Raw genomic sequence first — 23,458 nt, forward strand, 5'->3', positions numbered from 1 at the left:
TAGGCTGGCAAGGCTATGACAGAGCCCTCACTCCCCGAACTCCTGCACGCTGCCGTCACTGCCGTCGGCGGCACGGAGCGCCCTGGCCAGGTGACCATGGCCGAAGCCGTCGCGGGTGCCATCGACGACAGCTCCCACCTGCTGGTCCAGGCGGGCACCGGCACCGGAAAGTCGCTCGGCTATCTCGTGCCCGCGCTCGCCCACGGGGAGCGGGTCGTCGTGGCGACCGCCACCCTGGCGCTCCAGCGGCAGCTCGTGGAGCGCGATCTTCCGCGGACCGTCGACGCGCTGCATCCGCTGCTGCGCCGCCGCCCGGAGTTCGCGATGCTCAAGGGCCGGTCGAACTACCTGTGTCTGCACCGGCTGCACGAGGGCGTGCCGCAGGACGAGGAGGACGGCCTCTTCGACCAGTTCGAGGCGGCCGCGCCCACCAGCAAGCTGGGCCAGGACCTGCTGCGACTGCGGGACTGGTCGGACGAGACCGAGACCGGCGACCGAGACGACCTCACGCCCGGCGTCTCCGACCGCGCATGGGCTCAGGTGTCCGTTTCGTCCCGTGAGTGCCTGGGCGCCACCAAATGCGCCTACGGAGCGGAGTGCTTCGCCGAGATGGCCCGCGAGCGTGCCAAGCTCGCCGAGGTCGTCGTCACCAATCACGCGCTGCTCGCGATCGACGCCATCGAGGGCGCGCCTGTCCTCCCGCAGCACGAGGTGCTGATCGTCGACGAGGCCCATGAGCTGGTCTCCCGGGTCACCGGTGTCGCGACCGGCGAGCTCACGCCCGGGCAGGTCAACCGTGCGGTGCGCCGCGCCGCGAAGCTCGTCAACGAGAAGGCGGCCGATCAGCTCCAGACCGCCGCCGAGGGCTTCGAGCGGCTGATGGAGCTCGCGCTTCCGGGCCGCCTGGAGGAGATCCCGGAGGATCTCGGATACGCGCTGATGGCACTGCGCGACGCCGCTCGTACGGTGATCTCGGCGATCGGCTCCACCCGCGACAAGTCCGTCCAGGACGAGGACTCCGTCCGCAAGCAGGCGCTCGCCTCGGTGGAGTCGGTGCACGACGTGGCGGAGCGGATCACCAACGGCTCCGAGTGGGACGTCGTCTGGTACGAGCGTCACGACCGCTTCGGCGCCTCGCTCCGCGTCGCCCCCATGTCCGTCTCCGGCCTCCTCAGGGAGAAGCTCTTCGCGGACCGTTCCGTTGTCCTGACGTCCGCCACCCTGAAGCTCGGCGGTGACTTCAACGGGGTGGGGGCGTCGCTGGGACTCGCCCCGGAGGGCATCGAGGGCGACGACCTCCCGCAGTGGAAGGGCGTCGACGTCGGCTCGCCGTTCGACTACCCCAAGCAGGGCATTCTGTACGTGGCCAAGCACCTGTCCCGCCCCGCGCGCGACGGCGACCGTGCGGACATGCTGGACGAGCTCACCGAGCTGATCCAGGCAGCCGGGGGTCGCACGCTGGGGTTGTTCTCCTCGATGCGGGCCGCCCAGCTCGCGGCGGAGGAGCTGCGCTCGCGCATCCCCGAGTACCCCATCCTGCTGCAGGGCGAGGAGACGCTCGGCGAGCTGATCAAGAACTTCGCGGCCGATCCCGAGACCTGCCTCTTCGGCACGCTCTCGCTCTGGCAGGGCGTCGACGTCCCCGGGGCCAGCTGCCAGCTCGTCGTCATGGACAAGATCCCCTTCCCGCGCCCCGACGACCCCCTGATGAGCGCCCGCCAGAAGGCCGTCGAGGAGAACGGCGGCAACGGCTTCATGGCCGTCGCCGCGACTCACGCGGCGCTGCTGATGGCCCAGGGCGCCGGCCGCCTCGTTCGGGCCACGGGTGACCGGGGTGTGGTGGCGGTACTGGACCAGCGCCTCGCGACGGCGCGCTACGGCAGCTATCTCAAGGCGTCCCTCCCCGACTTCTGGTACACCACGGACCGCAACCAGGTACGCAGGTCGCTCACCGCGATCGACGCGGCGGCCTGGAAGTCCGAGGAGACGGTGGAGGCGGGGGAGACGGAGGGAGCGGGGGAGACGGGGGAGGCGTAGGTCTTCCCCGCGCCAGGCCGACGGAACCCGCGCACTCGGCCCGAAGAGGGCCTGCCCGGCTGCCCCTACGGGCGGAGTTGCTCCGCCTCGGATGCCCCGTCGACCAAACAACACCACCCACACGGCCACACCCGGACCTCGCGCACCGCCCGTCCTGCGGGCACCCCCAGGTCCCGCGCGTGCCCTCAGGCTCGGGATCTCCGTCCCGGACCCACCACTGATCCCCCCCGCCACCCGAGCATCCCGCGCGGCGCTTGCGTATGCCGCCCGATGGACGCGCATGTCGCTCAGGCCTGGGTATGCCGCCCGGTGCACGCGTATGTCGCTCAGGCCTGCACATGTCGCGTGGTGCACGCGTATGTCGCTCAGGGCCTGCGTATGTCGTCCGGCGTCTAGGCGTATCGCTCGGCGTCCGCGCATGTCGTTCGACGCCGCGCATGTCGCTGGGCGCCCGGCATGGTCGTCAGACGCCGCGCATGTCGTCCGACGCCTAGGTGTATCGCTCGGCGCCCGGGCACGTCGCCCGACGCCGCGCATGTCGTCCGACGTCTGCGCATATCGCTCGGCGTCCGCGCACGTCGTCCGGCACCCGGCATGTCGCCCGACGCGCGCGTGTGTTGCCCGGGGACTGCGCATATCGCTCGGTGCCCGCGTGTTCCCCTCAATACCTATGGGCGATCCCTCTGCCCCCATGAGCAGACGCCCCTCAGGGGCGCGTCTCGTCGGGACGGGCGGGGCATCTCTGGACGTCGCGCACGCCGCCAACCCCCCGCCTGACCCCCGGAGGGCAACGCACAGGGCCCCGGAACCGGCGCAGGTGGTCCCGGGGCCCGGTCAAGGGCGGGGCGGGGTGTCCCGCCCGGCGTGTGCTGTCACACGCGCCGCAGCACCGCCACCACCTTGCCCAGGATGGTCGCCTCGTCGCCGGGGATCGGCTGGTACGCGGCGTTGTGCGGGAGGAGCCACACATGGCCGTCCTCACGCTTGAACCGCTTCACCGTGGCCTCGCCGTCCAGCATCGCGGCCACGATGTCGCCGTTCTCCGCGACCGGCTGGCGCCGGACCGTCACCCAGTCCCCGTCGCAGATGGCGGCCTCGATCATCGAGTCACCGACGACCTTCAGGACGAACAGCTCGCCGTCACCGACCAGCTGCCGGGGGAGGGGGAAGACGTCCTCCACCGACTCCTCGGCCAGGATCGGGCCACCGGCGGCGATACGGCCGACGAGCGGGACGTACGACGCGGCCGGCTTGCCCGCCGTGTCCGTGGGCTGTGCCGAGGACTGGTCGGAGCCCCGGACCTCGTACGCTCGCGGCCGGTGCGGATCGCGGCGCAGGAAGCCCTTGCGCTCCAGTGCCATCAGCTGGTGGGCGACCGACGAGGTGCTGGAAAGGCCGACCGCCTGTCCGATCTCCCGCATCGACGGCGGGTAGCCGCGCCGCTGCACGGAGTCCCGGATGACCTCGATCACCCGGCGCTGCCTGTCGGTGAGTCCCGAGCTGTCGGCGCGGATGCCTGGAGGTCGCCCTGGCAGGGAGCGCTTGGGCCCCTCATGATTCGTGGCTTCGTTCATCGCATGCACCGGCTCGAGTCGGCCCTGGGAGCGGTCCTGGGCAGTGATGGTGGCACTGTCTGCGGTGGTGGTCACGTCGGCCCCTCTCGATGGTCTCCCTGCTGGACAACGGTAGTAGCTTTCGAAAGGTTGCGCCAAACACACGTTCGAGTGAAAAAACGCGGATTGCCTGCCGTGATCAAGTGTCTGGGTGTATAGCCAACGTTGCATCCGGCGGACAAAAGGGCTCATTGCTGTACTCTTCACCGCCGGGGCGATGACCGTGCCGACAGATGTGGGCCGCGGCCCAGTCTGCCATCCGGCACCCCGTAAGTCGGGTACCGGCCCCCTTCCGCGCGCTGACCACGGTATCTCCGTGTGTCCTGGATCGGTATGGCCGTGCGGCACATGCCATTACGTGCGCGACACGCGTGTCCTGGGTGAATTTAGGGGTCGATCCCCACATCTAGTGGTTGGATTGCTGCAGCAGCCCAGAAGTTGTGGTCCCCCGGGTCTTCGACCCTCCGACCATCGCCTATGCTTGGGGCTGCTTCGAGGGGCCCGAGAGGTCTCGCGAGGTCTATGAGTCGTGCTGTGAAGGAGGGTTGGAGCCATGCACTGCCCCTTCTGCAGGCACCCCGACAGCCGTGTCGTCGACAGTCGTACGACCGATGACGGCACGTCGATCCGCAGGCGCCGCCAGTGCCCCGACTGCTCCCGTCGTTTCACGACGGTGGAGACGTGCTCGCTGATGGTGGTCAAGCGGTCCGGCGTGACTGAACCCTTCAGTCGTACCAAGGTCATCAACGGTGTGCGCAAGGCGTGCCAGGGGCGGCCGGTCACCGAGGACGCGCTCGCCCAGCTCGGCCAGCGGGTCGAGGAGGCGGTGCGGGCCACCGGGAGCGCCGAGCTGACCACCCACGACGTGGGTCTGGCCATACTCGGCCCGTTGCAGGAACTCGACCTCGTCGCCTATCTGCGCTTCGCGTCCGTGTACCGGGCGTTCGACTCGCTCGAGGACTTCGAGGCCGCCATCGTGGAACTCAGGGAAGAGACGAAGCAGCGCCCCGCCGCGGACGAGGATGACGCGGGCGTGGCGGATGCGGGCGTGGCTGCCGCGGACGCGGAGCGCCCGGAAAGCGACCGCGGGTCCGGAGGGACCGTCCAGGTCCCCGTGCCCGCCAACGCCGCCGACTGACGGAAGGGCCGACTCGGATCGGCCCCCCATCGGTGGCGACCAAAGACCTGTTGCGGGCGGCCGCGTAGTGGCGCGCGCAGCACCAGACACACACCTTGCCATGGGAAGAACGTGGCACTTCAGGGCGTTTTAGCCCGATACAGGGAGGCGGCATGACAGAGACGGCGAGCGGTCCGGCACGAGGTTCCCGCGCCAAGGGCACCAAGGCCAGCAAGGGACTGCGCATCGAGCGCATCCACACCACCCCCGGCGTGCACCCGTACGACGAGGTGGAATGGGAGCGCCGTGACGTCGTCATGACCAACTGGCGCGACGGCTCGATCAACTTCGAGCAGCGTGGCGTCGAGTTCCCCGGCTTCTGGTCGGTGAACGCGGTCAACATCGTCACCAGCAAGTACTTCCGTGGTGCCGTGGGCACCCCGCAGCGCGAGGTGAGCCTCAGGCAGCTCATCGACCGCATCGTGAAGACGTACCGGAAGGCCGGCGAGGACTACAAGTACTTCGCCTCGCCCGCCGACGCCGAGATCTTCGAGCACGAGCTGGCGTACGCCCTCCTGCACCAGATCTTCAGCTTCAACAGCCCGGTCTGGTTCAACGTCGGGACGCCTCAGCCCCAGCAGGTCTCGGCCTGCTTCATCCTGTCCGTCGACGACTCCATGGAGTCGATCCTCGACTGGTACAAGGAAGAGGGCATGATCTTCAAGGGCGGCTCCGGCGCCGGCCTGAACCTCTCCCGTATCCGCTCCTCCAAGGAGCTCCTCTCCTCGGGCGGCAACGCCTCGGGTCCCGTCTCCTTCATGCGCGGTGCCGACGCCTCCGCAGGAACGATCAAGTCGGGTGGCGCCACGCGCCGCGCGGCCAAGATGGTCATCCTCGACGTCGACCACCCCGACATCGAGGACTTCATCGAGACCAAGGTCAAGGAGGAGGAGAAGATCCGCGCCCTCCGTGACGCGGGCTTCGACATGGACCTGGGCGGCGACGACATCACGTCCGTCCAGTACCAGAACGCCAACAACTCGGTCCGTGTGAACGACACGTTCATGAAGGCGGTCGAGGAGGGCGGCAAGTTCGGTCTCACCTCCCGTATGACCGGCGAGGTCATCGAGGAGGTCGACGCCAAGACGCTCTTCCGCAAGATGGCCGAGGCCGCCTGGGCCTGCGCCGACCCGGGCATCCAGTACGACGACACGATCAACCACTGGCACACGTGCCCGGAGTCCGGCCGTATCAACGGCTCGAACCCGTGCAGCGAGTACATGCACCTGGACAACACGTCCTGCAACCTCGCCTCGCTGAACCTGATGAAGTTCCTCAAGGACGACGGCAAGGGCCACCAGTCCTTCGAGGTCGAGCGCTTCGCCAAGGTCGTCGAGCTGGTCATCACCGCGATGGACATCTCGATCTGCTTCGCGGACTTCCCGACCCAGAAGATCGGCGAGAACACCCGGGCCTTCCGTCAGCTGGGCATCGGCTACGCCAACCTGGGCGCCCTCCTGATGGCGACCGGTCACGCGTACGACTCCGACGGCGGTCGCGCCCTCGCCGGTGCCATCACCTCGCTGATGACCGGCACCTCGTACCGGCGTTCCGCCGAGCTCGCCGCGGTCGTCGGCCCGTATGACGGCTACGCCCGCAACGCGCAGCCGCACCAGCGCGTCATGAAGCAGCACTCCGACGCCAACGGCGTGGCCGTCCGTGTGGACGACCTGGACACGCCGATCTGGGCCGCCGCCACGGAGGCCTGGCAGGACGTGCTGCACCTCGGTGAGAAGAACGGCTTCCGCAACGCGCAGGCCTCGGTCATCGCCCCGACCGGCACCATCGGTCTCGCGATGTCCTGCGACACCACCGGCCTCGAGCCCGACCTCGCGCTGGTCAAGTTCAAGAAGCTGGTCGGCGGCGGCTCGATGCAGATCGTCAACGGCACCGTTCCGCAGGCCCTGCGCCGCCTGGGCTACCAGGAGGAGCAGATCGAGGCGATCGTCGCCCACATCGCCGAGAACGGCAATGTCGTCGACGCCCCGAGCCTCAAGCACGAGCACTACGAGGTCTTCGACTGCGCCATGGGCGAGCGCTCCATCTCCGCGATGGGCCACGTCCGCATGATGGCCGCGATCCAGCCCTGGATCTCCGGCGCGCTCTCCAAGACGGTCAACCTGCCGGAGACGGCGACCGTCGAGGACGTCGAAGAGGTCTACTTCGAGGCGTGGAAGATGGGCGTCAAGGCGCTCGCGATCTACCGCGACAACTGCAAGGTCGGCCAGCCCCTCTCCGCCAAGACCAAGGAGAAGGAGAAGACCGAGGTCACGGCGAAGGCCGAGGAGACCATCCGCACCGCGGTCGAGAAGGTCGTCGAGTACCGCCCGGTCCGCAAGCGCCTCCCCAAGGGCCGTCCCGGCATCACCACCTCCTTCACGGTGGGCGGCGCCGAGGGCTACATGACCGCCAACTCCTACCCGGACGACGGTCTCGGCGAGGTCTTCCTGAAGATGTCGAAGCAGGGCTCCACCCTCGCGGGCATGATGGACGCCTTCTCGATCGCGGTCTCCGTGGGTCTGCAGTACGGCGTGCCCCTCGAGACGTACGTCTCGAAGTTCACGAACATGCGCTTCGAGCCGGCCGGCATGACGGACGACCCGGACGTGCGGATGGCGCAGTCGATCGTCGACTACATCTTCCGTCGCCTGGCGCTGGACTTCCTGCCCTTCGAGACGCGCTCCGCGCTCGGCATCCACTCCGCCGAGGAGCGTCAGCGTCACCTGGAGACCGGTTCGTACGAGCCGTCCGACGACGAGATGGACGTCGAGGGTCTGGCCCAGTCCGCGCCCCGCGCGCAGGAGCTGAAGGCCGTCGTCACCCCGAAGGCCAAGGTCGAGGTCGAGGTGGCGAAGCCCGCCCCGAAGCAGGCCCACACCAGTGCCGAACTGGTGGAGATGCAGCTGGGCATCCAGGCGGACGCCCCCCTGTGCTTCTCCTGCGGTACGAAGATGCAGCGGGCCGGTTCCTGCTACATCTGCGAGGGCTGCGGCTCGACCAGCGGTTGCAGCTGACCGAAGCCCTGAAACCCTGAAGGGCGGCACGACCACCGGTCGTGCCGCCCTTCGGCGTTTTCTCGCTGCTACGGAGAAAACTGTTTCAGGCGTCTCCGACGGAGAGGGCTGTTTCAGGCGTCGTGGCGTGTGCCCATGACGCGCGGGAACTCGGCCGGGTCGGTGTCGTAGCCGTGGATCCCCGGATGGAAGGTCCACTCTCCGGAGACGTCGCGTACGAACTCGCCGACGGTCGCGGCCGTGGCCCCCAGGACGCCGCCGAAGTTGTCCTCCGCCAGCACGGTGTAGCCCTCCCGCATGCGCAGGCCCGGGTTGAGGACGCCCACGAACGACTTGTGGCCGGAACGCTGCTGGATGAGTACGCCGACCACCACACGCGTGTAGCCGCTGTTGAGGCGGTCGAGTTCCAGCGTCATGACCTCGTCCCAGCCGAAGCCCTTGCCGTCCTTGCTGTCCCGGTTGAGGTAGATGGTGCCGTCCGGGGAGCGGCTGTCGAAGTGCACCACATAGGCGGGACTTCCGTACGGATCGGCGGCCACGTACGTCGCCGCGATGATGTCGAGGTCGGTCGCGGGCTCGCCGACGGGACTCGGGTCCCACTTCACCGCGAGCTCGACCTTGCGGATGCCCTTGTTGAGACCGGTCATCGGATCTCCCCCTCCCCGTTCCCCATCTTCTTGGGCCCCCAACTGCTCTGTTGTCAAGGCCGGTTGTCCATCGTGCCACGCGCGCTGGGGCGCTCGCGCGGGTGCACTCCGCCGGAGCGTGACCGGCGCCACGCTCCGTGGCCTTACGATGGCGCGGTGCTGGTCAAGTGGATTCGCTGCACCGTGGTGGACCGCCGCGGTTTCGAGCGGGGGCAGCGAAAGTGGGCGGGGCTGCTGGGTGAGCCGGGATTCCGGGGGCAGGGCGGGGGCTGGAGCCGAGGGCGGCCCGGGGTGGCGCACATCTTCGCCTTCTGGGAGAGCCGTGCCTTCTACGACTCCTTCATGGCCCGTTCGCACGACCGGCTCGCGGCTGCCCAGTCCGGGACCTTCAAGGACTCGCAGGCCAAACTCTTCGATCACCGGTTCGATGTGAAGACCGGCTTCGAGCCGCGCTTCACCGACTCCGACGTGCTGCGGGTGGCCCACTGCCGCATCCACGAGGAACGGGCCGAACACTTCGCGTTGATGCAGGAGAAGGTCTGGAATCCCGCGATGGCGGGCTCGCCCGGCATGGTGAGGGGCCTGTTCGGCGAGGCGCCGGGCCATGAGTTCCTGATCCTCTCCATGTGGCAGTCGGCCGCCGAACACGGTAAATACCGGACCGAGCGGGTGGAACGGCTCGCGCTGCGCGCCCAGACGGAGGCCGATGTCGCGGCCCTGACCGGCGACATAGTGGCGCTGGAGCCCTCGTGGACGGTCTGACCGGAGTGCCGTCCGCGGGTGTGATCTGCGCGGAGAACATGTGACCTACGCCGTATAGAGCCCGTACGAGTGCTCGATCGGCCGTCAGCCGTTTTAGGGTCTTGGCATGGTTCGACCACGGCGTATCGTCCTTGTCCGGCACGGCGAGTCAGCGGGCAACGCCGATGACACCGTTTATGAACGCGAGCCCGACCACGCTCTGGCGCTCACCGAGAAGGGGTGGCAGCAGGCGGAGGAGACGGGGAAACGGTTGCGCGAGGTCTTCGGGCGGGAGCGCGTAAGCGTGTACGTGTCGCCGTACCGCCGTACGCACGAGACGCTCCGCGCCTTCCACCTCGACCCCGAGCTCATACGGGTGCGCGAGGAACCGCGGCTGCGCGAGCAGGACTGGGGCAACTGGCAGGACCGCGACGACGTACGCCTCCAGAAGGCCTACCGGGACGCGTACGGGCACTTCTTCTACCGCTTCGCGCAGGGCGAGTCCGGCGCCGACGTCTACGACCGGGTCGGCGGCTTCCTGGAGAGCCTCTACCGGAGCTTCGAGGCCCCCGACCACCCGTCGAACGTGCTCCTGGTGACCCACGGTCTTGCCATGCGGCTGTTCTGCATGCGCTGGTTCCACTGGACGGTCGCGGAGTTCGAATCGCTGTCGAATCCGGGGAACGCCGAGATGCGGATGCTCGTCCTCGGCGACGACGGGAAGTACACGCTTGACCGTCCGTTCGAACGCTGGTGTGTACCCGAGTCGTACGGGGACCCCGGGATAGAGTGGCAGGGCGATGACCTCTGATTCCTCTCCCGGCGGACGCCTGGACCGCGCCCTGGCCAGCCTGCGTGGACTCGCGGTGGGGGACGCGCTGGGCTCGCGGTTCTTCGTGCCCGTGAACTACCCGCTGCTCAGGCGGCGCGAGCTGCCGTCCGGCCCCTGGCAGTGGACGGACGACACCGAAATGGCCTCCTCTGTAGTGGCCGTTCTGGCCCGGCACCGCCGCATCGACCAGGACGCGCTGGCCGGCTCCTTCGCCGAGCACCACGATGTCGACCGGGGCTACGGCCCCGCGGTCAACCGGCTGCTGGGGCAGATCCGGGACGGGGGCGACTGGCGGGCGCTGGCGTCCGCCCTCTTCAAGGGACAGGGCTCGTGGGGCAACGGCGCCGCGATGCGGATCGCCCCCCTGGGGGCCTGGTACGCGGACGACCCGGAGCAGGCGGTCCACCAGGCGGAGATCTCGGCGTACACCACCCACCAGCACCGCGAGGCCGTCGTGGGCGCCATGGCCGTCGCCGCGGCCGCCGCCCTGGCGGCCGACCCGGCGAGCCCGCCGAGTGCCGAGGCACTGCTCGACGGCGTCGTCGCGCTGGTCCCGCGCAGCGCCGTGGGAGCCGGTCTGCGGCGCGCTCGCGACATGCTCGACTACGGGGACACGGCGACGGTCGCCGCCGTACTGGGCTGCGGGCGGCGTACGACGGCGCACGACACGGTGCCGTTCGCGCTCTGGTCCGCGGCCCGGGCCCTGGGGAACTACGAAGAGGGCTTCTGGTCGACCGCCCAGGTGGGCGGCGACATGGACACGACCTGCGCCATCGTCGGTGGTGTGATCGCCGCGGGCAAGGCGGGGGCGCCGCCGGGGGAGTGGGTGGAGCGGACGGAGAGCCTGCCGGGTTGGGTGCGGGCGGAGGCTTAGGCCGCGGGGACGGTTCGGTGACGTCGGGGAGAGTCCCCCGCGGAACGCGACGCCCCGGCAGGGGTCGGTGGGTCTCGCGTCTTGTCGGCTTCGGAGGGCTGCGTCGGCCCCCGCATGGCTCGTGCGGCACGGCTACCGCTACCGCTATGGCTGCGGCTCGGTGTGCCCGGAGATTCGTGGGGTAGCGCGTCGCACGAGGTTGGGCGTCGCACGGGGTTGGCCGTCGGCCCCGTACAGCAGTGGCCTGCTGGGCCGCCGGTGATGCGGTACCCCGGTCTGATGGTCCTTCCTTGGCGTCGGCCCGCGCGCTGCACGGCCCGCCCTTGGTGCCGCGTCGCGACCCATGGGGCACTCCCCGGCGCTGTGGTGCCGCTCGCGGGGCCGCGCATGCTGCCGTACCGCTGACTGCGAGGCCCGGACCCTGTGCCGCACCTCCGGCAGGGGCTGCCCTCGGTGCCGTAAGACCTCGAAGGCCGCCCCCGGTGCCGTATGGCTGCTTGCAAGGCCAGGACCCGGGGTGGCGTTCCGCTGCGGATGGCCGGTCCGTGGTCCTCGCCGTCCGTATGCCGGACCGGGGACCGGCCTCCGCAGCCCCGCCAAGTTCCGGCGGGCCCCGCCTCAGCCCGCGGCGGCCCCCGCCGTGCCCGAGAGGGCCTCCAGGTCGCTCTTGCGGACCCGGATCACCAGTGCGGCGGTGGCCAGGGCCAGTACCGCCATCGCGACCGCCGGGACGAAGGCGGTCGAGATGCCCTGGGCGAGCACGTCGTGGCCCCACGGGGCCGGCAGCTGGTGGGTCTTGGCGAACTCCGCCTTCTGCTCGGGCGAGCCGTTCGCCAGGAACTTCGGCAGCTGCTTCTCCGCCTCGTCCCGGCTGGCCGAGCCGAAGACCGTGGTCAGGATGGACAGACCGAGCGAACCGCCCACCTGCTGGGTGACGTTGAGGAGTCCGGACGCGGCACCGGCCTCGTGCTGGGCGACGCCGGAGACCGCGGTCAGGGTCAGTGTCACGAAGTTCAGGCCCATACCGAACGCGAAGAGCAGCATCGGGCCGAGCACCCCGCCGACGTACGTGCTGTCCGGGCTCATGAAGGTCAGCCAGCCGAGCCCGAGCGCGACGAGGGCGGAGCCGACGACCATGAACGGCTTGGGCCCGAGGACCGGCAGGAACCGCTGCGACAGCCCCGCTCCGATGCCGATCGCCGCCGTCACGGGCAGGAACGCGAGACCGGCCTGGATCGGGCTGTAACCCAGCACGTTCTGTACGAACAGGACGATGAAGAAGAACATTCCGAACATCGCCGCGGCCAGACTGAGCATGATCACGTACGTGCCGGAGCGGTTGCGGTCGCCGAACATCTTCAGCGGGGTGATCGGCTCCTTCGCCCGGGTCTCGATGAACGCGAAGCCCAGCAACAGGACCAGCGCCGTGGCGAACGACCCGATCGTGAGGCTGTCGCGCCAGCCCTCCTCCGCGGCACGGATGAACCCGTAGACCAGGGAGGCCATACCGGCCGTCGAGGTGAGCGCGCCCGCGACGTCGAAGCGCCCCGGATGGCGCTCGGACTCGTTGATGTACATCGGGGCGAGCACGGTGATCAGCACACCGATGGGCACGTTGACGAAGAGCACCCAGCGCCAGTCGAGCCACTCGGTGAGCATGCCGCCCGCAAGCAGCCCGATGGCGCCGCCGCCCGCGGAGACCGCGGCGAAGACGGCGAAGGCCCGGTTCCGTTCCGGGCCCTCGGGGAAGGTGGTGGTGATGAGTGCCAGCGCGGTGGGCGACGCTATCGCGCCACCTACGCCCTGGAGGGCCCGCGCGGCCAGCAACTGCCAGGGCTCCTGGGCGAGTCCACCGAGCAGTGAGGCGAGCGTGAACAGCATGATGCCGGTCATGAAGACCCGGCGCCGACCGAGGATGTCACCCGCGCGGCCGCCGAGAAGGAGCAGGCCACCGAAGGTGAGGGTGTACGCGCTGATCACCCAGGTCAGGTCGGTCGTGCTGAATTTGAGCGCGCCTTGAATGTGCGGGAGGGCGATGTTCACAATCGTCGAGTCGAGTACCACCATGAGTTGGCAGGCCGCGATGACGGCGAGTGCGATGCCGGGGTGTCCCTCCCGGCGGGCCGCTCCTGGCTTAGGGTCCTTGATCAACTGAGAGGTTTGAGAGGTTGTCACTATGGTTCCCCCACAAGTGCGTTAGTGAACGCTCGCGTTCACTGTTGCGGCAACGGTAGTGAGTCCCCGACAGTGAACGCAAGCGTTCACTGAAGTCGCTGCCCCGTGTCGTCACTTGGCGCTCGCCCTCCCCGAACTCCCCGCTCCCCCATGCACAACGGAGACACTCAGATGGTTACTTCGCGTTGGACGGCCGCTCCCGCTCAGGCGGCCTCCCTGCGCCGACGCGGTGCCGTGCTCGAACGCGCGATCCTCGACGCCGCGCTCGAGCAGCTCAGTACGGTCGGCTGGAACGGCCTCACGATGGAGGGCGTCGCCGCCCGGGCCCAGACCGGCAAGGCCGCGGTCTACCGCCGCTGGCCGTCCAAGGAGGACCTCGTCGCGGACGCGCTGAAGGCCGGACTGCCGAGCCTGACGGAGGCCCCCGACCTCGGAAGCGTCCGGGACGACCTGCTGGAACTGTGCCGGCAGGTGCGTGAGGCGATGTACTCGCAGCCTGGATTCGCGCTGCGCTCAGTTCTTCACGAATGCGATGTGGCGCAGGCGGAACGCTTTCAGAGTCTGATCGTCGGAGGGGTCATCGAGCCGACCAAGCATCTGCTGCGAGAGATCGTTCACCGTGGAATCGAGCGGGAAGAGGTGCGACCGGACGCCGCGAACTCCTACGTCTTCGACGTCATTCCGGCGATGATGATGTATCGCTCGAAGGTGTGCGCGAGCGAATGGAGTGAGCGGGATCTGGAGGAGATGATCGACCAGCTGATGGTCCCGCTGCTGCGACGGGCGGGGGCTGATCCGCGGGCGGCCGGGGCCTGAATCCGTTGACCGTCGGGCCCTGATCCGTTGACGGTCGGGGCCTGAGTCCGTTGACGGTCGGGTCGCTGGTCCGTTGACCGTCGGGTCGTTGGTCCGTGGGTGGTCGGGCGGCTGGTTCGGGGGTGGTCAGGTGTCTGAGGTGTGGATCATCGGGTGACTGGTTCGTGCTGGTGGCGGGGCTGTGGTCGCTCAGGGAAACCTGGGTGTCGCGAGGGGCTCGGGGCGGCGTAGGCTGAGGGCGCCATGCCGTACGAACCACCGACTCACACCGTCGAGCGCTCCCTCCGCGCCACGACCGGAGCGAAGATCATTGCCGGTGTCGACGAGGTGGGCCGTGGTGCGTGGGCCGGCCCGGTCACCGTCTGCGCCGCCGTCACGGGACTACGCCGTCCACCCGAGGGTCTCACCGACTCCAAACTCCTCACCGTCAAGCGCCGTACCGTGATGGCCGCGGAGTTGGAGAAATGGGTGACGTCGTACGCCCTGGGGCATGCCTCTCCCGAGGAGATCGACGACCTGGGGATGACGGCCGCGCTGCGCCTGGCCGCGGTGCGGGCCCTGGAGGCCTTGCCCGTCCGCCCGGACGCGGTCATCCTCGATGGGAAGCACGACTATCTCGGGTCGCCGTGGCGGGTTCGCACGGTGATCAAGGGTGACCAGTCCTGCGTGGCCGTCGCGGCGGCCTCGGTGATCGCCAAGGTTCAGCGCGACAAAATGATGGCCGAACTGGGTGTCGACCATGCAGACTTCGGTTTTGCGGCCAACGCCGGGTATCCGTCTCCGGTGCACAAGGCCGCACTGGAGGAACGGGGCCCCACTCCGTACCACCGGCTGTCATGGGCGTATCTTGATGCGCTGCCCCAGTGGCGGCACCTCAAGAAGGTCCGCAGCTGGGCGGACGGAAGCGGTCCGGAGATCGAAGGTCAGCTCGGCTTCGATTTCTGACGGTTCCGCTCGCACTCATGTGCCACCCGCCGACGCGAGTCGCACCGGCGTTTGATAAAAATCAGCTCATGCCTCTCATTCCCGAGGAGCCTCAGATTCACGAGAGTGCCCAGGGTCCCCGCGCGACTCCGGCCAGTGGCCGCACCGCGCCGACCCCCCGTCCCGTACCCGGTCCCCGTCCCGCGGCTCCGCCGCGTCCCGGACGTCCGGGACCTGTTCGGCCGATGCCGGCCCAACGCACCCCGCGTGAGCCTGTCGTGGCCACGCCGGGGTCATCCGTTCCGGCGGCCGCGCCCGCTGCCGCCACCCCACAGATCCAGCTGATCCCGGCCTCGGCCGAGGGCGCGCTGGACGCCGCCGAAGAAGCGGTCGACCTCCTGTTGGAGTCGGGCCGAGCCCCCGGTGAGGTGCTGGTGATCACCACCGGCGAACCGCATCCGTGGGCCGCGCACGAACTCTCCTTCGGTGAAGCCGCCTACTGGGCGCAGCACGACTCGGGCGACGACGTCTTCTACGCCGACGCCTCCGTCGCGGGCCGGGCCGCGTCCCGTCCCGTGGTCGTGGTCGCCGTCAACGGCGGCCCCGACGCTGCCGCCGCCACCGCCCTGCCCCTGGCTCTCGGCCGGGCCGGCGCCCTGTTGATCGTCTGCGGCGACCCGCAGCAGATCAACTCGGTGCTGGGCGCCGGGGTCTGAACGAATCCCGGACACCGTCCGGGATTCGCTCGGGCGAGGCTCGGGGCGACGTCCAGGGCGTGATGGTGGTGCCACTACGGCACCACCTGTACGGCGATCCTTTTGGCGTGCCTGGAGCTTGTGTGCCCGCAGGCCTGCGCGTATGTAGTGCGTCGAGTAGCACGTACTTCGTGTGCCTGTAGGCCGGGTGTTTGCAGTACGTGTGCCTGTAGGCCGGGTGCTTGCAGTACGTGTGCCTGTAGGCCGGGTGCTTGCAGTACGTGTGCCTGCAGTACGTGTGCCTACAGTCCGTGTGCTTGCGGTATGTCTGCCTGTGGTTGATGTGCCTGTGGTTCGTGGCCCGTAGTGAGTGCTTGCTCGCCGAGGCCATGGTGGCGGCGGTGCGCGTCTCTGCCCGGCGGGGTGTCTCCTCGGCGCACACCGGCGTCGACGGCCTGGTGGACGTCCGCATGTTCCAGAGGGGCATGTACGCCGCTGGAGCGGGCGCAAGCGCTACGGCACTGCCCCGGCCCCTGCCCGGTCTCGCGGGGCCACCGTGGCACGGGCGGACGCGCCCGGGCCACGGGCACGAGTGCCCCTCAGGGGCCTGCGAGGCGGGTCGGCACCTGGGCGGCGCCGACGCCTCACGGTCGCGGGCGACTCAGCGGGCCGCCGCCCGGCGCAGCACTTCCGACGCGGCGCCCCCGGTGCGCGGGAGCGGCGGCGGTGCCTCGGTCAGGGCGAAGGACTCCGGTGGGGAATCCGCACTCGGACGGCGTCCGCCACGGCCCTCGCCGAGTACCTGCCAGCCGTCGTGCGTCAGCGTGATGTAGGCCCCGCAGCGCAGCCCGTGGAGGGTGCAGGCGTCCCGCAGCCCCCACATCCACGCCCCGTCCTCCTCGGTCCAACGTGCGTCGCCCTCACGGCAGTAGAGCAGCACCGCCGTGCGCACCGGGGTGCGGCGCCGCAGGTCGTGCGGGATCACCCGGCGCAGCTGCGCCAACAGGGAGTTGCGGAACATCCAGCCGTCGGCCGGCGCCGACCGCCGGGTGAACGAGGCGCTCGCCCGCAGCCGCTCGTCCGCGTCGAGAACGGCCACGATGGCGGTCGTGGGTCTCGGCCGGTGCCGTGCATGCAATCCGCTGACGACCTCCCGGGGATTGCGCAGCAGCGGAATCCCCGCAGCGGCCCATTCGGCGGGTTCGAGCATACGGGTCAGTGGGTTGGCGGAAGCGGCGGACAGATCGGCAGACGTCGACATGGATGCCGCCGAGGACGGAGCGAATCCGAAGGTCACGGTCCTCCCTTCGGCTACGCGCCCACACAGCGGGCGGGGTCGGACTTGGGGGAGCGCACGCCGCAGCAGAGCCCTACCGGATCACGGGTGAGCCGTGCGGGGAGCGGACCTCAATTCTTCCTGTCGAACTTGGTTGCGGCAACGAGCAATTGGGGCCACCGACCGTTTTCCGACTATACGTCGCGTATATCCCTGCCCGCTGTTGTTGTTTGCGACACATGGGTCATGCCTGTACGGCCAGGACCAGCGGCAACACGCCCTGCGCCCCGGATCGTCGCAGCATGCGCGCGGCGACCGCGAGTGTCCAGCCCGTCTCGGTGGCGTCGTCCACGAGCAGCACGGGACCGGCTGCTTGCTTGAGGGCGGCTGCCAGCGCGGGCGGCACGGCCAGCGCTCCGTCGAGTGCCTTGAGCCGCTGGGCGCTGTTGCTCCGGGAGACCTGTGAGTCGGCCTCGCCGACGTACTCCACGGACCCCAGCAGCGGCAGTCGGCCGACCTCGGCGATCCGCGCGCCCAGCGACTGGATCAACTGTGGGCGCCTGCGGGAGGCCATGGTGACGACGCCGACCGGGCGCGGCTGCGCGTCGGGCTGCCCGGAGGCCCAGCCGCCGGGCCCCTTCGCCCAGTCGGTCAGGACGCCGACCACGGCCTTCGCCACATCGTCCGGCACAGGTCCGTCTGGTGCCTGGGGTGTGAGCATCGGCCGCAGCCGGTTGCCCCAGCCGATGTCCGAGAGGCGCCCCAAGGCGCGCCCCGGTGCGGCCTGTTCGCCCGCCGGGATGCGTCCCTTCAGGTCGACGCCGATGGCCGGAAGGCCCGTAGGCCACATCTTGCGGGGGTCGACGTCGACACCGGCGCGGCCCAGCTCGCCGTTGGCCGCGTCGAGCGCGGTGGGGGACACGGACGCCTCGAACCGGGCTCCCGCACAGGAGTCACAGCGCCCGCACGGCTTCGCCAGCTCGTCGTCGAGCTGGCGCCGCAGAAACTCCATCCGGCAGCCGGTGGTCGACACGTAGTCGCGCATCGCCTGCTGCTCGGCGGCCCGCTGCTTGGCGACCCAGGCGTAGCGCTCGGTGTCGTACGTCCAGGGCACGCCCGTGGAGATCCAGCCGCCCCGGACGCGCCGCACCGCGCCGTCCACGTCGAGCACTTTGAGCATGGTCTCCAGACGGGACCTGCGCAGCTCCACCAGGGGTTCGAGGGCGGGCAGCGAGAGCGGCCTCTCGGCGCGGGCCAGGACGTCCAGGGTGCGGCGCACCTGCTCCTCCGGAGGGAAGGCGATCGACGCGAAGTACTCCCAGATCGCCTGGTCCTCCTTGCCCGGCAGGAGAAGCACCTCGGCATGCTTCACCCCGCGGCCCGCGCGCCCCACCTGCTGGTAGTACGCGATGGGGGAGGAGGGGGAGCCCAGGTGCACCACGAATCCGAGGTCGGGCTTGTCGAAGCCCATGCCCAGGGCGGATGTGGCGACCAGGGCCTTGACGCGGTTGGCGAGGAGGTCCTCCTCGGCCTGCTGGCGGTCCGCGTTCTCCGTCTTTCCGGTGTACGAGGTGACGGTGTGCCCGCTCTGGCGCAGGAACGCGGTGACCTCCTCGGCGGCGGCCACGGTGAGTGTGTAGATGATGCCCGAGCCCGGCAGGTCGCTCAGGTGCTCGGCGAGCCAGGCCATCCGGTGGGCGGCGTCCGGGAGCCGCAGCACACCGAGGCTCAGGCTCTCCCGGTCCAGCGGCCCGCGCAGGACGAGTGCGTCGGTGCTGGCGCCGGTGCCCAGCTGCTCGGCCACGTCGGCCGTCACGCGCGCGTTGGCGGTCGCGGTGGTGGCCAGGACGGGGACGCCCGGAGGGAGATCGGCGAGCATCGTGCGCAGCCTTCGGTAGTCCGGCCGGAAGTCGTGCCCCCAGTCGGAGATGCAGTGCGCCTCGTCGACCACGAGCAGGCCGGTCGCCGCGGCCAGCTTGGGCAGCACCTGATCGCGGAAGTCGGGATTGTTGAGCCGCTCAGGGCTCACCAGGAGCACGTCGACCTCGCTCGCGGCCACCTCGGCCTGGATCGTCTCCCACTCCTCCGTGTTCGACGAGTTGATGCTCCGAGCGTGGATACCGGCCCGGGCGGCCGCCTCCACCTGGTTGCGCATGAGGGCGAGGAGCGGCGAGACGATGACCGTGGGCCCGGCGCCCCGCTCGCGCAGCAGTGCGGTGGCGACGAAGTACACGGCGGACTTGCCCCAGCCCGTGCGCTGCACGACGAGGGCTCTGCGCTTGTCGGCCACCAGGGCCTCGATGGCGCGCCACTGGTCCTCACGCAGCCGGGCCTCGCCCGCCGAGGCGCCGACAAGGCGGGCGAGTACGGCATCGGCCGCGGCCCGCAGGTCGGCGTTGGGCAGGTCCGTGTCGGTCGGGGGGCGTGGGTCGTCGTTGCTCATGGCCCCATGCAACCCGATGGGTCGGACATCGCGCGAACGAGGCCGCCGGGTTGTGGACAAGTCATGTCGTGGTCATGGCCGGGGTTATCCACAGGGCAAAGCGGAATTTCAAGATCCGCGGGATGGTCACGGCATGACGAATCACAACGAAGCAGCCGGCACGTCCGGTGACAGTGACATCAGCGGGCGCGGTCGGCACGCGGGAGACAGCGCGGGCCACGCGCCGAGCGGGCACAGCGGACGGGGCGCGCACGATGGGCACGACCTGCCCGGGCAACACCAGGTGACCCTGCGCACACCGGCCGAACTGGCCGATGCCCTGCCCTACCTGCTCGGCTACCGGCCCGAGGACAGCATCGTGCTGGTAGCCCTGCACGACGGAGAGAGGCGCGGCCGCTTCGGCGGGCGGGCACGGCTCGGCATCCCCGCCCACGCGGACGACTGGCCGTCCGTCGCCGATCAGCTGGCGCAAGGACTGGTGAAGGGAAGCGAGCGCAGAGGAGCACGGCCCGAAAGCATGGTCGCCTACCTCTGCCAGGAGCCGGGGACCGGAGAGTCGGGACGGGACGTCATGGAACGTCTGCGGCCGCTCGCGCAGTTTCTGCGCACGGCCTGCGGTCGCCTCGACGTCCCCGTCATCGAGGCCCTGTGCATCTCCGACGGCCGCTTCTGGTCGTACTGCTGCCCCGGCCAGGGGTGCTGTTCGTCCGAGGGGCATCCGATGGGACTGCCCGGCACCTCCGTCCTTGCCGCCGCCGCGACCTACGCCGGCCTCCAAGTACGCGGGTCGCTGAGGGAATTCACCGCTCGGTTCATTCCGTGGGAAGGCGCGGCCGCACCGGAGCAGCAGACCGCGCTCGACACGGCGAGCATGGCCCTGGTGCCCAGGATCCTCGACGGCGACGGCCGTGCGGAGGTGGCCGAGGAGACCCTCGGACTGGCCCGGCGGATCATGAAGCGGTTCGCCGACGCCCCGCCTGTGTCCGGCACACGCCTGGCGGACCTCCGCGACGACGGCCTCCTGCAGCACGACGAGGCCGCCACCCTGATCCTCGGACTCCAGGACCGCACAACCCGCGACCGCGCCGCCGAGTGGATGGAGGGCGACGAGGCGGGCCAGGCCCTGCGCCTCTGGCGGGCGCTGGCCCGCCGCTGCGTCGGCCCCTACGGCGAGCACGCGGCGGCACCCCTCACCCTCGCCGGGTGGGTCGCCTGGTCGACCGGTGACGAACTGGAGGCTCGTGAGGCCCTGGCCATGGCACTGGGCGCCGATCCCGACTACCTCTTCGCCCGTCTCCTGCACCAGGCGTGCAACGAGGGCCTCGACCCGGAGTCGATCCGCCGCTGCCTGCGCGCGGAGCGCACCGGCCGGACAGGGGCGGAAGCGGAACAGCCATCGGGTCCCGATCGCCCGACGCCGCGCGATGTCGCCGAGCCGCCGGGCACCTCGAACCGACGCCGGCGCAGGGCACGCACGGCAGGGATCGGGACACCGCGCGGAAGCGGGCGTCCCTCCGGGGCGGGCAGCCTCCGTCGGCGTCGGCCCACCGATGAGGCCGCGCCCGGCGGGGAGGGACCTGGGCGCGTGCCTGAGGCGGCGAGCGAAAGGGCACGTGGCCGCCGCAAGGGAGGTCGGCGGGTTGTGGGGGAGGAGACGTGAGCGTGGGGAGCGGGGCGGATCGACGATTATCGGGTCGGGTGACACATGAGGTGCCGCGGGCACCGGATGTCACTCCACTCGACGCGGCGGAACGCCCCCACCCGCGCGGCACGGGCGGACGGAGCGCGCCCGCGATCTCCAAGCCCGAACCCTCGGCTCCCACCGCACCCGTACCAGCCGTCCGAGGTACGCCCCACCGACCATCCCACCGCCATCCGGTCTGCTTGCCCGGCCCAGGGCGTGACCCCGGACGGGGCCGTTCCGTTCACCTGTGTGGCGGTACCCGTGGCCGGGCCGCGCCGCCGAACGCCCTCGCCCCTCCGGAGCCCCCCACCCGGCGCCGAGCGCGCCCCAGGCGCACTGACCGAGGAAGCCACATGCCCCTGCCCATTCCACCCTCCGATCCCGACGGCGCCCTCCCGCCGGTGCGCGGGCCCGCTCAGCCCTTCCCGCGTCGCGCCGGTTCGCAGGCCCCGTTCGCAGGAGTCGAAAGCGCTTTGAGCCCCTTCGCGGGGCCGGGCGGTTCGGCGGCTCGTCACACCCCGCTTCCCGGGCCGCGCCGGACCACGGACCTGCCACCCGTGCACAACGCCCTGATCTGCGTCGCCCTGCCTGGACTGGCGATCTCCACGGACCAGGGACAGCTGACCGGCCGCGGGCTGGAGGGGTTCTACCGCGCCGGCCGCCGGACGCTGTCCCGCTGCCAGGTGCGAGTGGCAGGGCGCGAACCACTCGCCGTACAGGCCCGGATGATCGCCGCCGACCGAGCCCGCTTCGTCGGGACGGTGCGCGCCTCCGCCGACGGCGGCCCGGATCCCGACGTGGTCGTGGAACGGACGCGCGACGCGGACGGCACGGAACGGATCACGCTGCGCAGCGCCTCCCCCCGCGTCCTGCGCGTGCCCGTCGAGGTCGCCCTCGCTACCGATCTCGCGGAGCTCGGCTCCGTCGCCTCGGGCCGAGCCGGGCCCGAACTACCCGCCAGCGTCCACGACTCGGGCCTGCGATGGTCCTGTGCCACCGGTAGCTCGATCGTCACCGCCGACCCACCGCCCGCCGATGCCCTGGCCTCCGCGGGACTGCTCCGCTGGGAGCTCGAACTGCCACCCGGTGGCACCCGGAGCGTGGAGTTGAGGGTGCGACCGGGCGGTGCGGGGCCGGCCAGAGCCGTCGGCCGCGGCGCCACGAGCCCCCTCTCCGCCGCCCGGGCCACCGGCGACGATCCCAGAGTCCAGGCGCTCATGGACACCTGCGTTGAGGACCTCCAGGCGCTACTGCTGCGCGATGCCTCCCACCCGTCGGACACACACCTCGCGGCGGGGGCGCCGTGGCGATGCGGCCTGGCGCCGGCCGAAGCACTGGTCGCGGCCCGGATGACACTGCCACTCGGTACCCGGCTCGCCGCGGGCACGCTGCGAACCCTCGCCCGCACCCAAATCGCGGGCCCCGGAGCGCAGTCCGGCCTGATCCCCGGGCCGCGCCGGGACGCCGGCCCGCATCTGCCTCCGGGCTGCACGGCCACCGAGGCGACCCTGCTGTTCCCCGTACTGCTCGCGGAGGCCCGGCGCTGGGGACTTCCGGAGCAGGAGACCGAGGAACTGCTGCCCGCGGCCGAGCGGTGCCTTGCATGGCTGCGGGCCACCGTCGGTGACGGCACCTATCTGCCCGACCCGCACCCCGGCGGCCCGTTCCGCTGCGAGACGCAGGCGCACGCCCACCGCGCGGCACTGCTGGGCGCCGATCTGCTCGACGCGTACGGCCGGCCGGGTGGCGAGGGACTGGTGCAGTGGGCCCAGGAACTGCGGACCGCGTTCCGCGGGGACTTCTGGGCCGAGGACCGGGGAGGCGGCAGACCGGCGGCCGCCCGGGCCCCGGACGGGCGCCTCGTACCCCACCTCGGCGCGAGCACCGCCCACCTCCTCGACACAGGGCTGCTCGGCTCCGGCGTGTTCGCCCCCGGCCTCCTCGACAAGGTGCAGACCGAGCAGCTCGCACGGCTGCTCGGCGGCCCGGCCATGGACTCCGGCTGGGGTCTGCGCAGCCTGGGTGCCAAGGAAGCGGCGTACAACCCCTTCGGACACCGCGGCGGCGCCGTGCGCGTCCAGGAGACCGCGACCGCCGTCACCGGTCTGGTCACCGCCGGCTACGAGAAGGAGGCGAGCACCCTGCTCCGGGGGCTGCTGGCCGCCGCCGAGACCTTCGGAAACAGGCTGCCCGAGATGTACGCGGGAGAGCAGCGCACGGAAGGCGGCGCCCCGCTCCCGCACCCCGCTGCCTGTCGGCCTGCGGCCACGGCGGCGGCCGCCGGGGTGCTGCTCCTCACCTCCCTCGCGGGTATCCGCCCCGACGCCCCGGCCCGGACGGTGACGCTGCGCCCCGTCAGTAGCGCGCCGCTGGGCGAGATCGGACTGACGGGACTGCGGATCGCGGGCGCCGCGTTCTCCGTGCGTGTCAGCAGACTCGGTCTCGCGATGGTGGAGGAGGCGGCCGACGGACTGCAGTTGGGAGTGTGACCTCGCGCGACGCGTCCTCGG

General features: G+C 70.6%; 16 protein-coding genes. 11 read left to right on the top strand and 5 right to left on the bottom strand.

All coding sequences use genetic code 11. From position 1 onward, the window contains the following. Window positions 1–15: 15 nt before the first annotated feature. On the top strand, window positions 16–2,037 hold the full coding sequence (locus AQJ27_RS29490; RefSeq protein ID WP_067375228.1) for an ATP-dependent DNA helicase: 2,022 nt from the start codon (window positions 16–18) through the stop codon (window positions 2,035–2,037). A gap of 872 nt (window positions 2,038–2,909) precedes the next feature. Here the strand turns inward: AQJ27_RS29490 and lexA are convergent. Beyond that, window positions 2,910–3,686 (bottom strand): transcriptional repressor LexA, encoded by a 777-nt coding sequence (gene lexA, locus AQJ27_RS29495; RefSeq protein WP_054229877.1) that lies wholly within the window; start codon window positions 3,684–3,686, stop codon window positions 2,910–2,912. Between the two features lie 517 nt (window positions 3,687–4,203). Here lexA and nrdR point away from each other — a divergent pair. Together nrdR and AQJ27_RS29505 are read left to right on the top strand one after the other, a co-directional pair. Continuing rightward, window positions 4,204–4,788 (top strand): transcriptional regulator NrdR, encoded by a 585-nt coding sequence (gene nrdR / locus AQJ27_RS29500; RefSeq protein WP_067375230.1) that lies wholly within the window; start codon window positions 4,204–4,206, stop codon window positions 4,786–4,788. Window positions 4,789–4,940: 152 nt separating this feature from the next. Then, window positions 4,941–7,841: a vitamin B12-dependent ribonucleotide reductase gene (locus AQJ27_RS29505; RefSeq protein WP_067375232.1), complete on the top strand. Its 2,901-nt coding sequence runs from the start codon at window positions 4,941–4,943 to the stop codon at window positions 7,839–7,841. Between the two features lie 113 nt (window positions 7,842–7,954). On the opposite strand, the gene AQJ27_RS29510 is transcribed toward AQJ27_RS29505, so the two are convergent. After that, complete coding sequence (locus AQJ27_RS29510; protein WP_067375234.1) at window positions 7,955–8,488, bottom strand: TerD family protein; 534 nt, start codon at window positions 8,486–8,488, stop codon at window positions 7,955–7,957. A gap of 156 nt (window positions 8,489–8,644) precedes the next feature. On the opposite strand from AQJ27_RS29510, the gene AQJ27_RS29515 reads away from it, so the two are divergent. The 3 genes from AQJ27_RS29515 (at window position 8,645) to AQJ27_RS29525 (ending at window position 10,935) form a co-directional block, all read left to right on the top strand. Continuing rightward, window positions 8,645–9,250 carry a YdbC family protein gene (locus tag AQJ27_RS29515; RefSeq protein ID WP_067375237.1) on the top strand — a complete coding sequence of 202 codons (606 nt, stop codon included), beginning with the start codon at window positions 8,645–8,647 and terminating at the stop codon, window positions 9,248–9,250. A gap of 106 nt (window positions 9,251–9,356) precedes the next feature. Next, the gene (locus AQJ27_RS29520; protein ID WP_067375240.1) at window positions 9,357–10,040 is read left to right on the top strand and encodes a histidine phosphatase family protein; all 684 of its coding nucleotides are present in this window, start codon (window positions 9,357–9,359) and stop codon (window positions 10,038–10,040) included. Beyond that, a complete protein-coding gene (locus AQJ27_RS29525; RefSeq protein ID WP_067375242.1) occupies window positions 10,030–10,935 on the top strand; it encodes an ADP-ribosylglycohydrolase family protein in 906 nt (301 codons plus the stop codon). The genes AQJ27_RS29520 and AQJ27_RS29525 overlap by 11 nt, the downstream gene beginning before the upstream one ends. 618 nt (window positions 10,936–11,553) lie before the next feature. Here the strand turns inward: AQJ27_RS29525 and AQJ27_RS29530 are convergent. Then, window positions 11,554–13,086 carry an MFS transporter gene (locus tag AQJ27_RS29530; protein WP_067375244.1) on the bottom strand — a complete coding sequence of 511 codons (1,533 nt, stop codon included), beginning with the start codon at window positions 13,084–13,086 and terminating at the stop codon, window positions 11,554–11,556. Between the two features lie 195 nt (window positions 13,087–13,281). On the opposite strand from AQJ27_RS29530, the gene AQJ27_RS29535 reads away from it, so the two are divergent. From AQJ27_RS29535 to AQJ27_RS29545, 3 genes are all read left to right on the top strand, one after another. Beyond that, window positions 13,282–13,926 (top strand): TetR/AcrR family transcriptional regulator, encoded by a 645-nt coding sequence (locus AQJ27_RS29535; protein WP_079065350.1) that lies wholly within the window; start codon window positions 13,282–13,284, stop codon window positions 13,924–13,926. A gap of 243 nt (window positions 13,927–14,169) precedes the next feature. Continuing rightward, the gene (locus AQJ27_RS29540; RefSeq protein ID WP_054229885.1) at window positions 14,170–14,871 is read left to right on the top strand and encodes a ribonuclease HII; all 702 of its coding nucleotides are present in this window, start codon (window positions 14,170–14,172) and stop codon (window positions 14,869–14,871) included. A 68-nt stretch (window positions 14,872–14,939) separates the two neighbouring features. Next, the gene (locus AQJ27_RS29545; protein WP_079065351.1) at window positions 14,940–15,566 is read left to right on the top strand and encodes a hypothetical protein; all 627 of its coding nucleotides are present in this window, start codon (window positions 14,940–14,942) and stop codon (window positions 15,564–15,566) included. Between the two features lie 640 nt (window positions 15,567–16,206). Here AQJ27_RS29545 and AQJ27_RS29550 read toward each other — a convergent pair. After that, entirely contained in the window at window positions 16,207–16,842 is a 636-nt protein-coding gene (locus AQJ27_RS29550) for a hypothetical protein (protein ID WP_054229887.1), read from the bottom strand. 223 nt (window positions 16,843–17,065) lie between these two features. Next, on the bottom strand, window positions 17,066–19,264 hold the full coding sequence (locus tag AQJ27_RS29555; RefSeq protein WP_067375250.1) for a RecQ family ATP-dependent DNA helicase: 2,199 nt from the start codon (window positions 19,262–19,264) through the stop codon (window positions 17,066–17,068). A 133-nt stretch (window positions 19,265–19,397) separates the two neighbouring features. Between AQJ27_RS29555 and AQJ27_RS29560 the strand changes: the two genes are divergently transcribed. Beyond that, on the top strand, window positions 19,398–20,924 hold the full coding sequence (locus AQJ27_RS29560; RefSeq protein ID WP_067375252.1) for a DUF4192 domain-containing protein: 1,527 nt from the start codon (window positions 19,398–19,400) through the stop codon (window positions 20,922–20,924). Between the two features lie 377 nt (window positions 20,925–21,301). Continuing rightward, a complete protein-coding gene (locus AQJ27_RS29565; RefSeq protein ID WP_235613654.1) occupies window positions 21,302–23,437 on the top strand; it encodes a glycogen debranching N-terminal domain-containing protein in 2,136 nt (711 codons plus the stop codon). The last annotated feature ends 21 nt before the right edge of the window (window positions 23,438–23,458 follow it).

The sequence above is a fragment of the Streptomyces olivochromogenes genome (genome assembly GCF_001514115.1).
Classification (GTDB): domain Bacteria; phylum Actinomycetota; class Actinomycetes; order Streptomycetales; family Streptomycetaceae; genus Streptomyces; species Streptomyces olivochromogenes.

What these genes read in the sequence shown, in the direction of transcription:
- AQJ27_RS29490 (WP_067375228.1), top strand. Translation starts at nt 16, where the DNA reads ATGACAGAGCCCTCACTCCCCGAACTCCTGCACGCTGCCGTCACTGCC.
- nrdR (WP_067375230.1), top strand. Translation starts at nt 4,204, where the DNA reads ATGCACTGCCCCTTCTGCAGGCACCCCGACAGCCGTGTCGTCGACAGT.
- AQJ27_RS29505 (WP_067375232.1), top strand. Translation starts at nt 4,941, where the DNA reads ATGACAGAGACGGCGAGCGGTCCGGCACGAGGTTCCCGCGCCAAGGGC.
- AQJ27_RS29510 (WP_067375234.1), bottom strand. Translation starts at nt 8,488, where the DNA reads ATGACCGGTCTCAACAAGGGCATCCGCAAGGTCGAGCTCGCGGTGAAG.
- AQJ27_RS29520 (WP_067375240.1), top strand. Translation starts at nt 9,357, where the DNA reads ATGGTTCGACCACGGCGTATCGTCCTTGTCCGGCACGGCGAGTCAGCG.
- AQJ27_RS29525 (WP_067375242.1), top strand. Translation starts at nt 10,030, where the DNA reads ATGACCTCTGATTCCTCTCCCGGCGGACGCCTGGACCGCGCCCTGGCC.
- AQJ27_RS29535 (WP_079065350.1), top strand. Translation starts at nt 13,282, where the DNA reads ATGGTTACTTCGCGTTGGACGGCCGCTCCCGCTCAGGCGGCCTCCCTG.
- AQJ27_RS29540 (WP_054229885.1), top strand. Translation starts at nt 14,170, where the DNA reads ATGCCGTACGAACCACCGACTCACACCGTCGAGCGCTCCCTCCGCGCC.
- AQJ27_RS29545 (WP_079065351.1), top strand. Translation starts at nt 14,940, where the DNA reads ATGCCTCTCATTCCCGAGGAGCCTCAGATTCACGAGAGTGCCCAGGGT.
- AQJ27_RS29555 (WP_067375250.1), bottom strand. Translation starts at nt 19,264, where the DNA reads ATGAGCAACGACGACCCACGCCCCCCGACCGACACGGACCTGCCCAAC.
- AQJ27_RS29560 (WP_067375252.1), top strand. Translation starts at nt 19,398, where the DNA reads ATGACGAATCACAACGAAGCAGCCGGCACGTCCGGTGACAGTGACATC.
- AQJ27_RS29565 (WP_235613654.1), top strand. Translation starts at nt 21,302, where the DNA reads ATGCCCCTGCCCATTCCACCCTCCGATCCCGACGGCGCCCTCCCGCCG.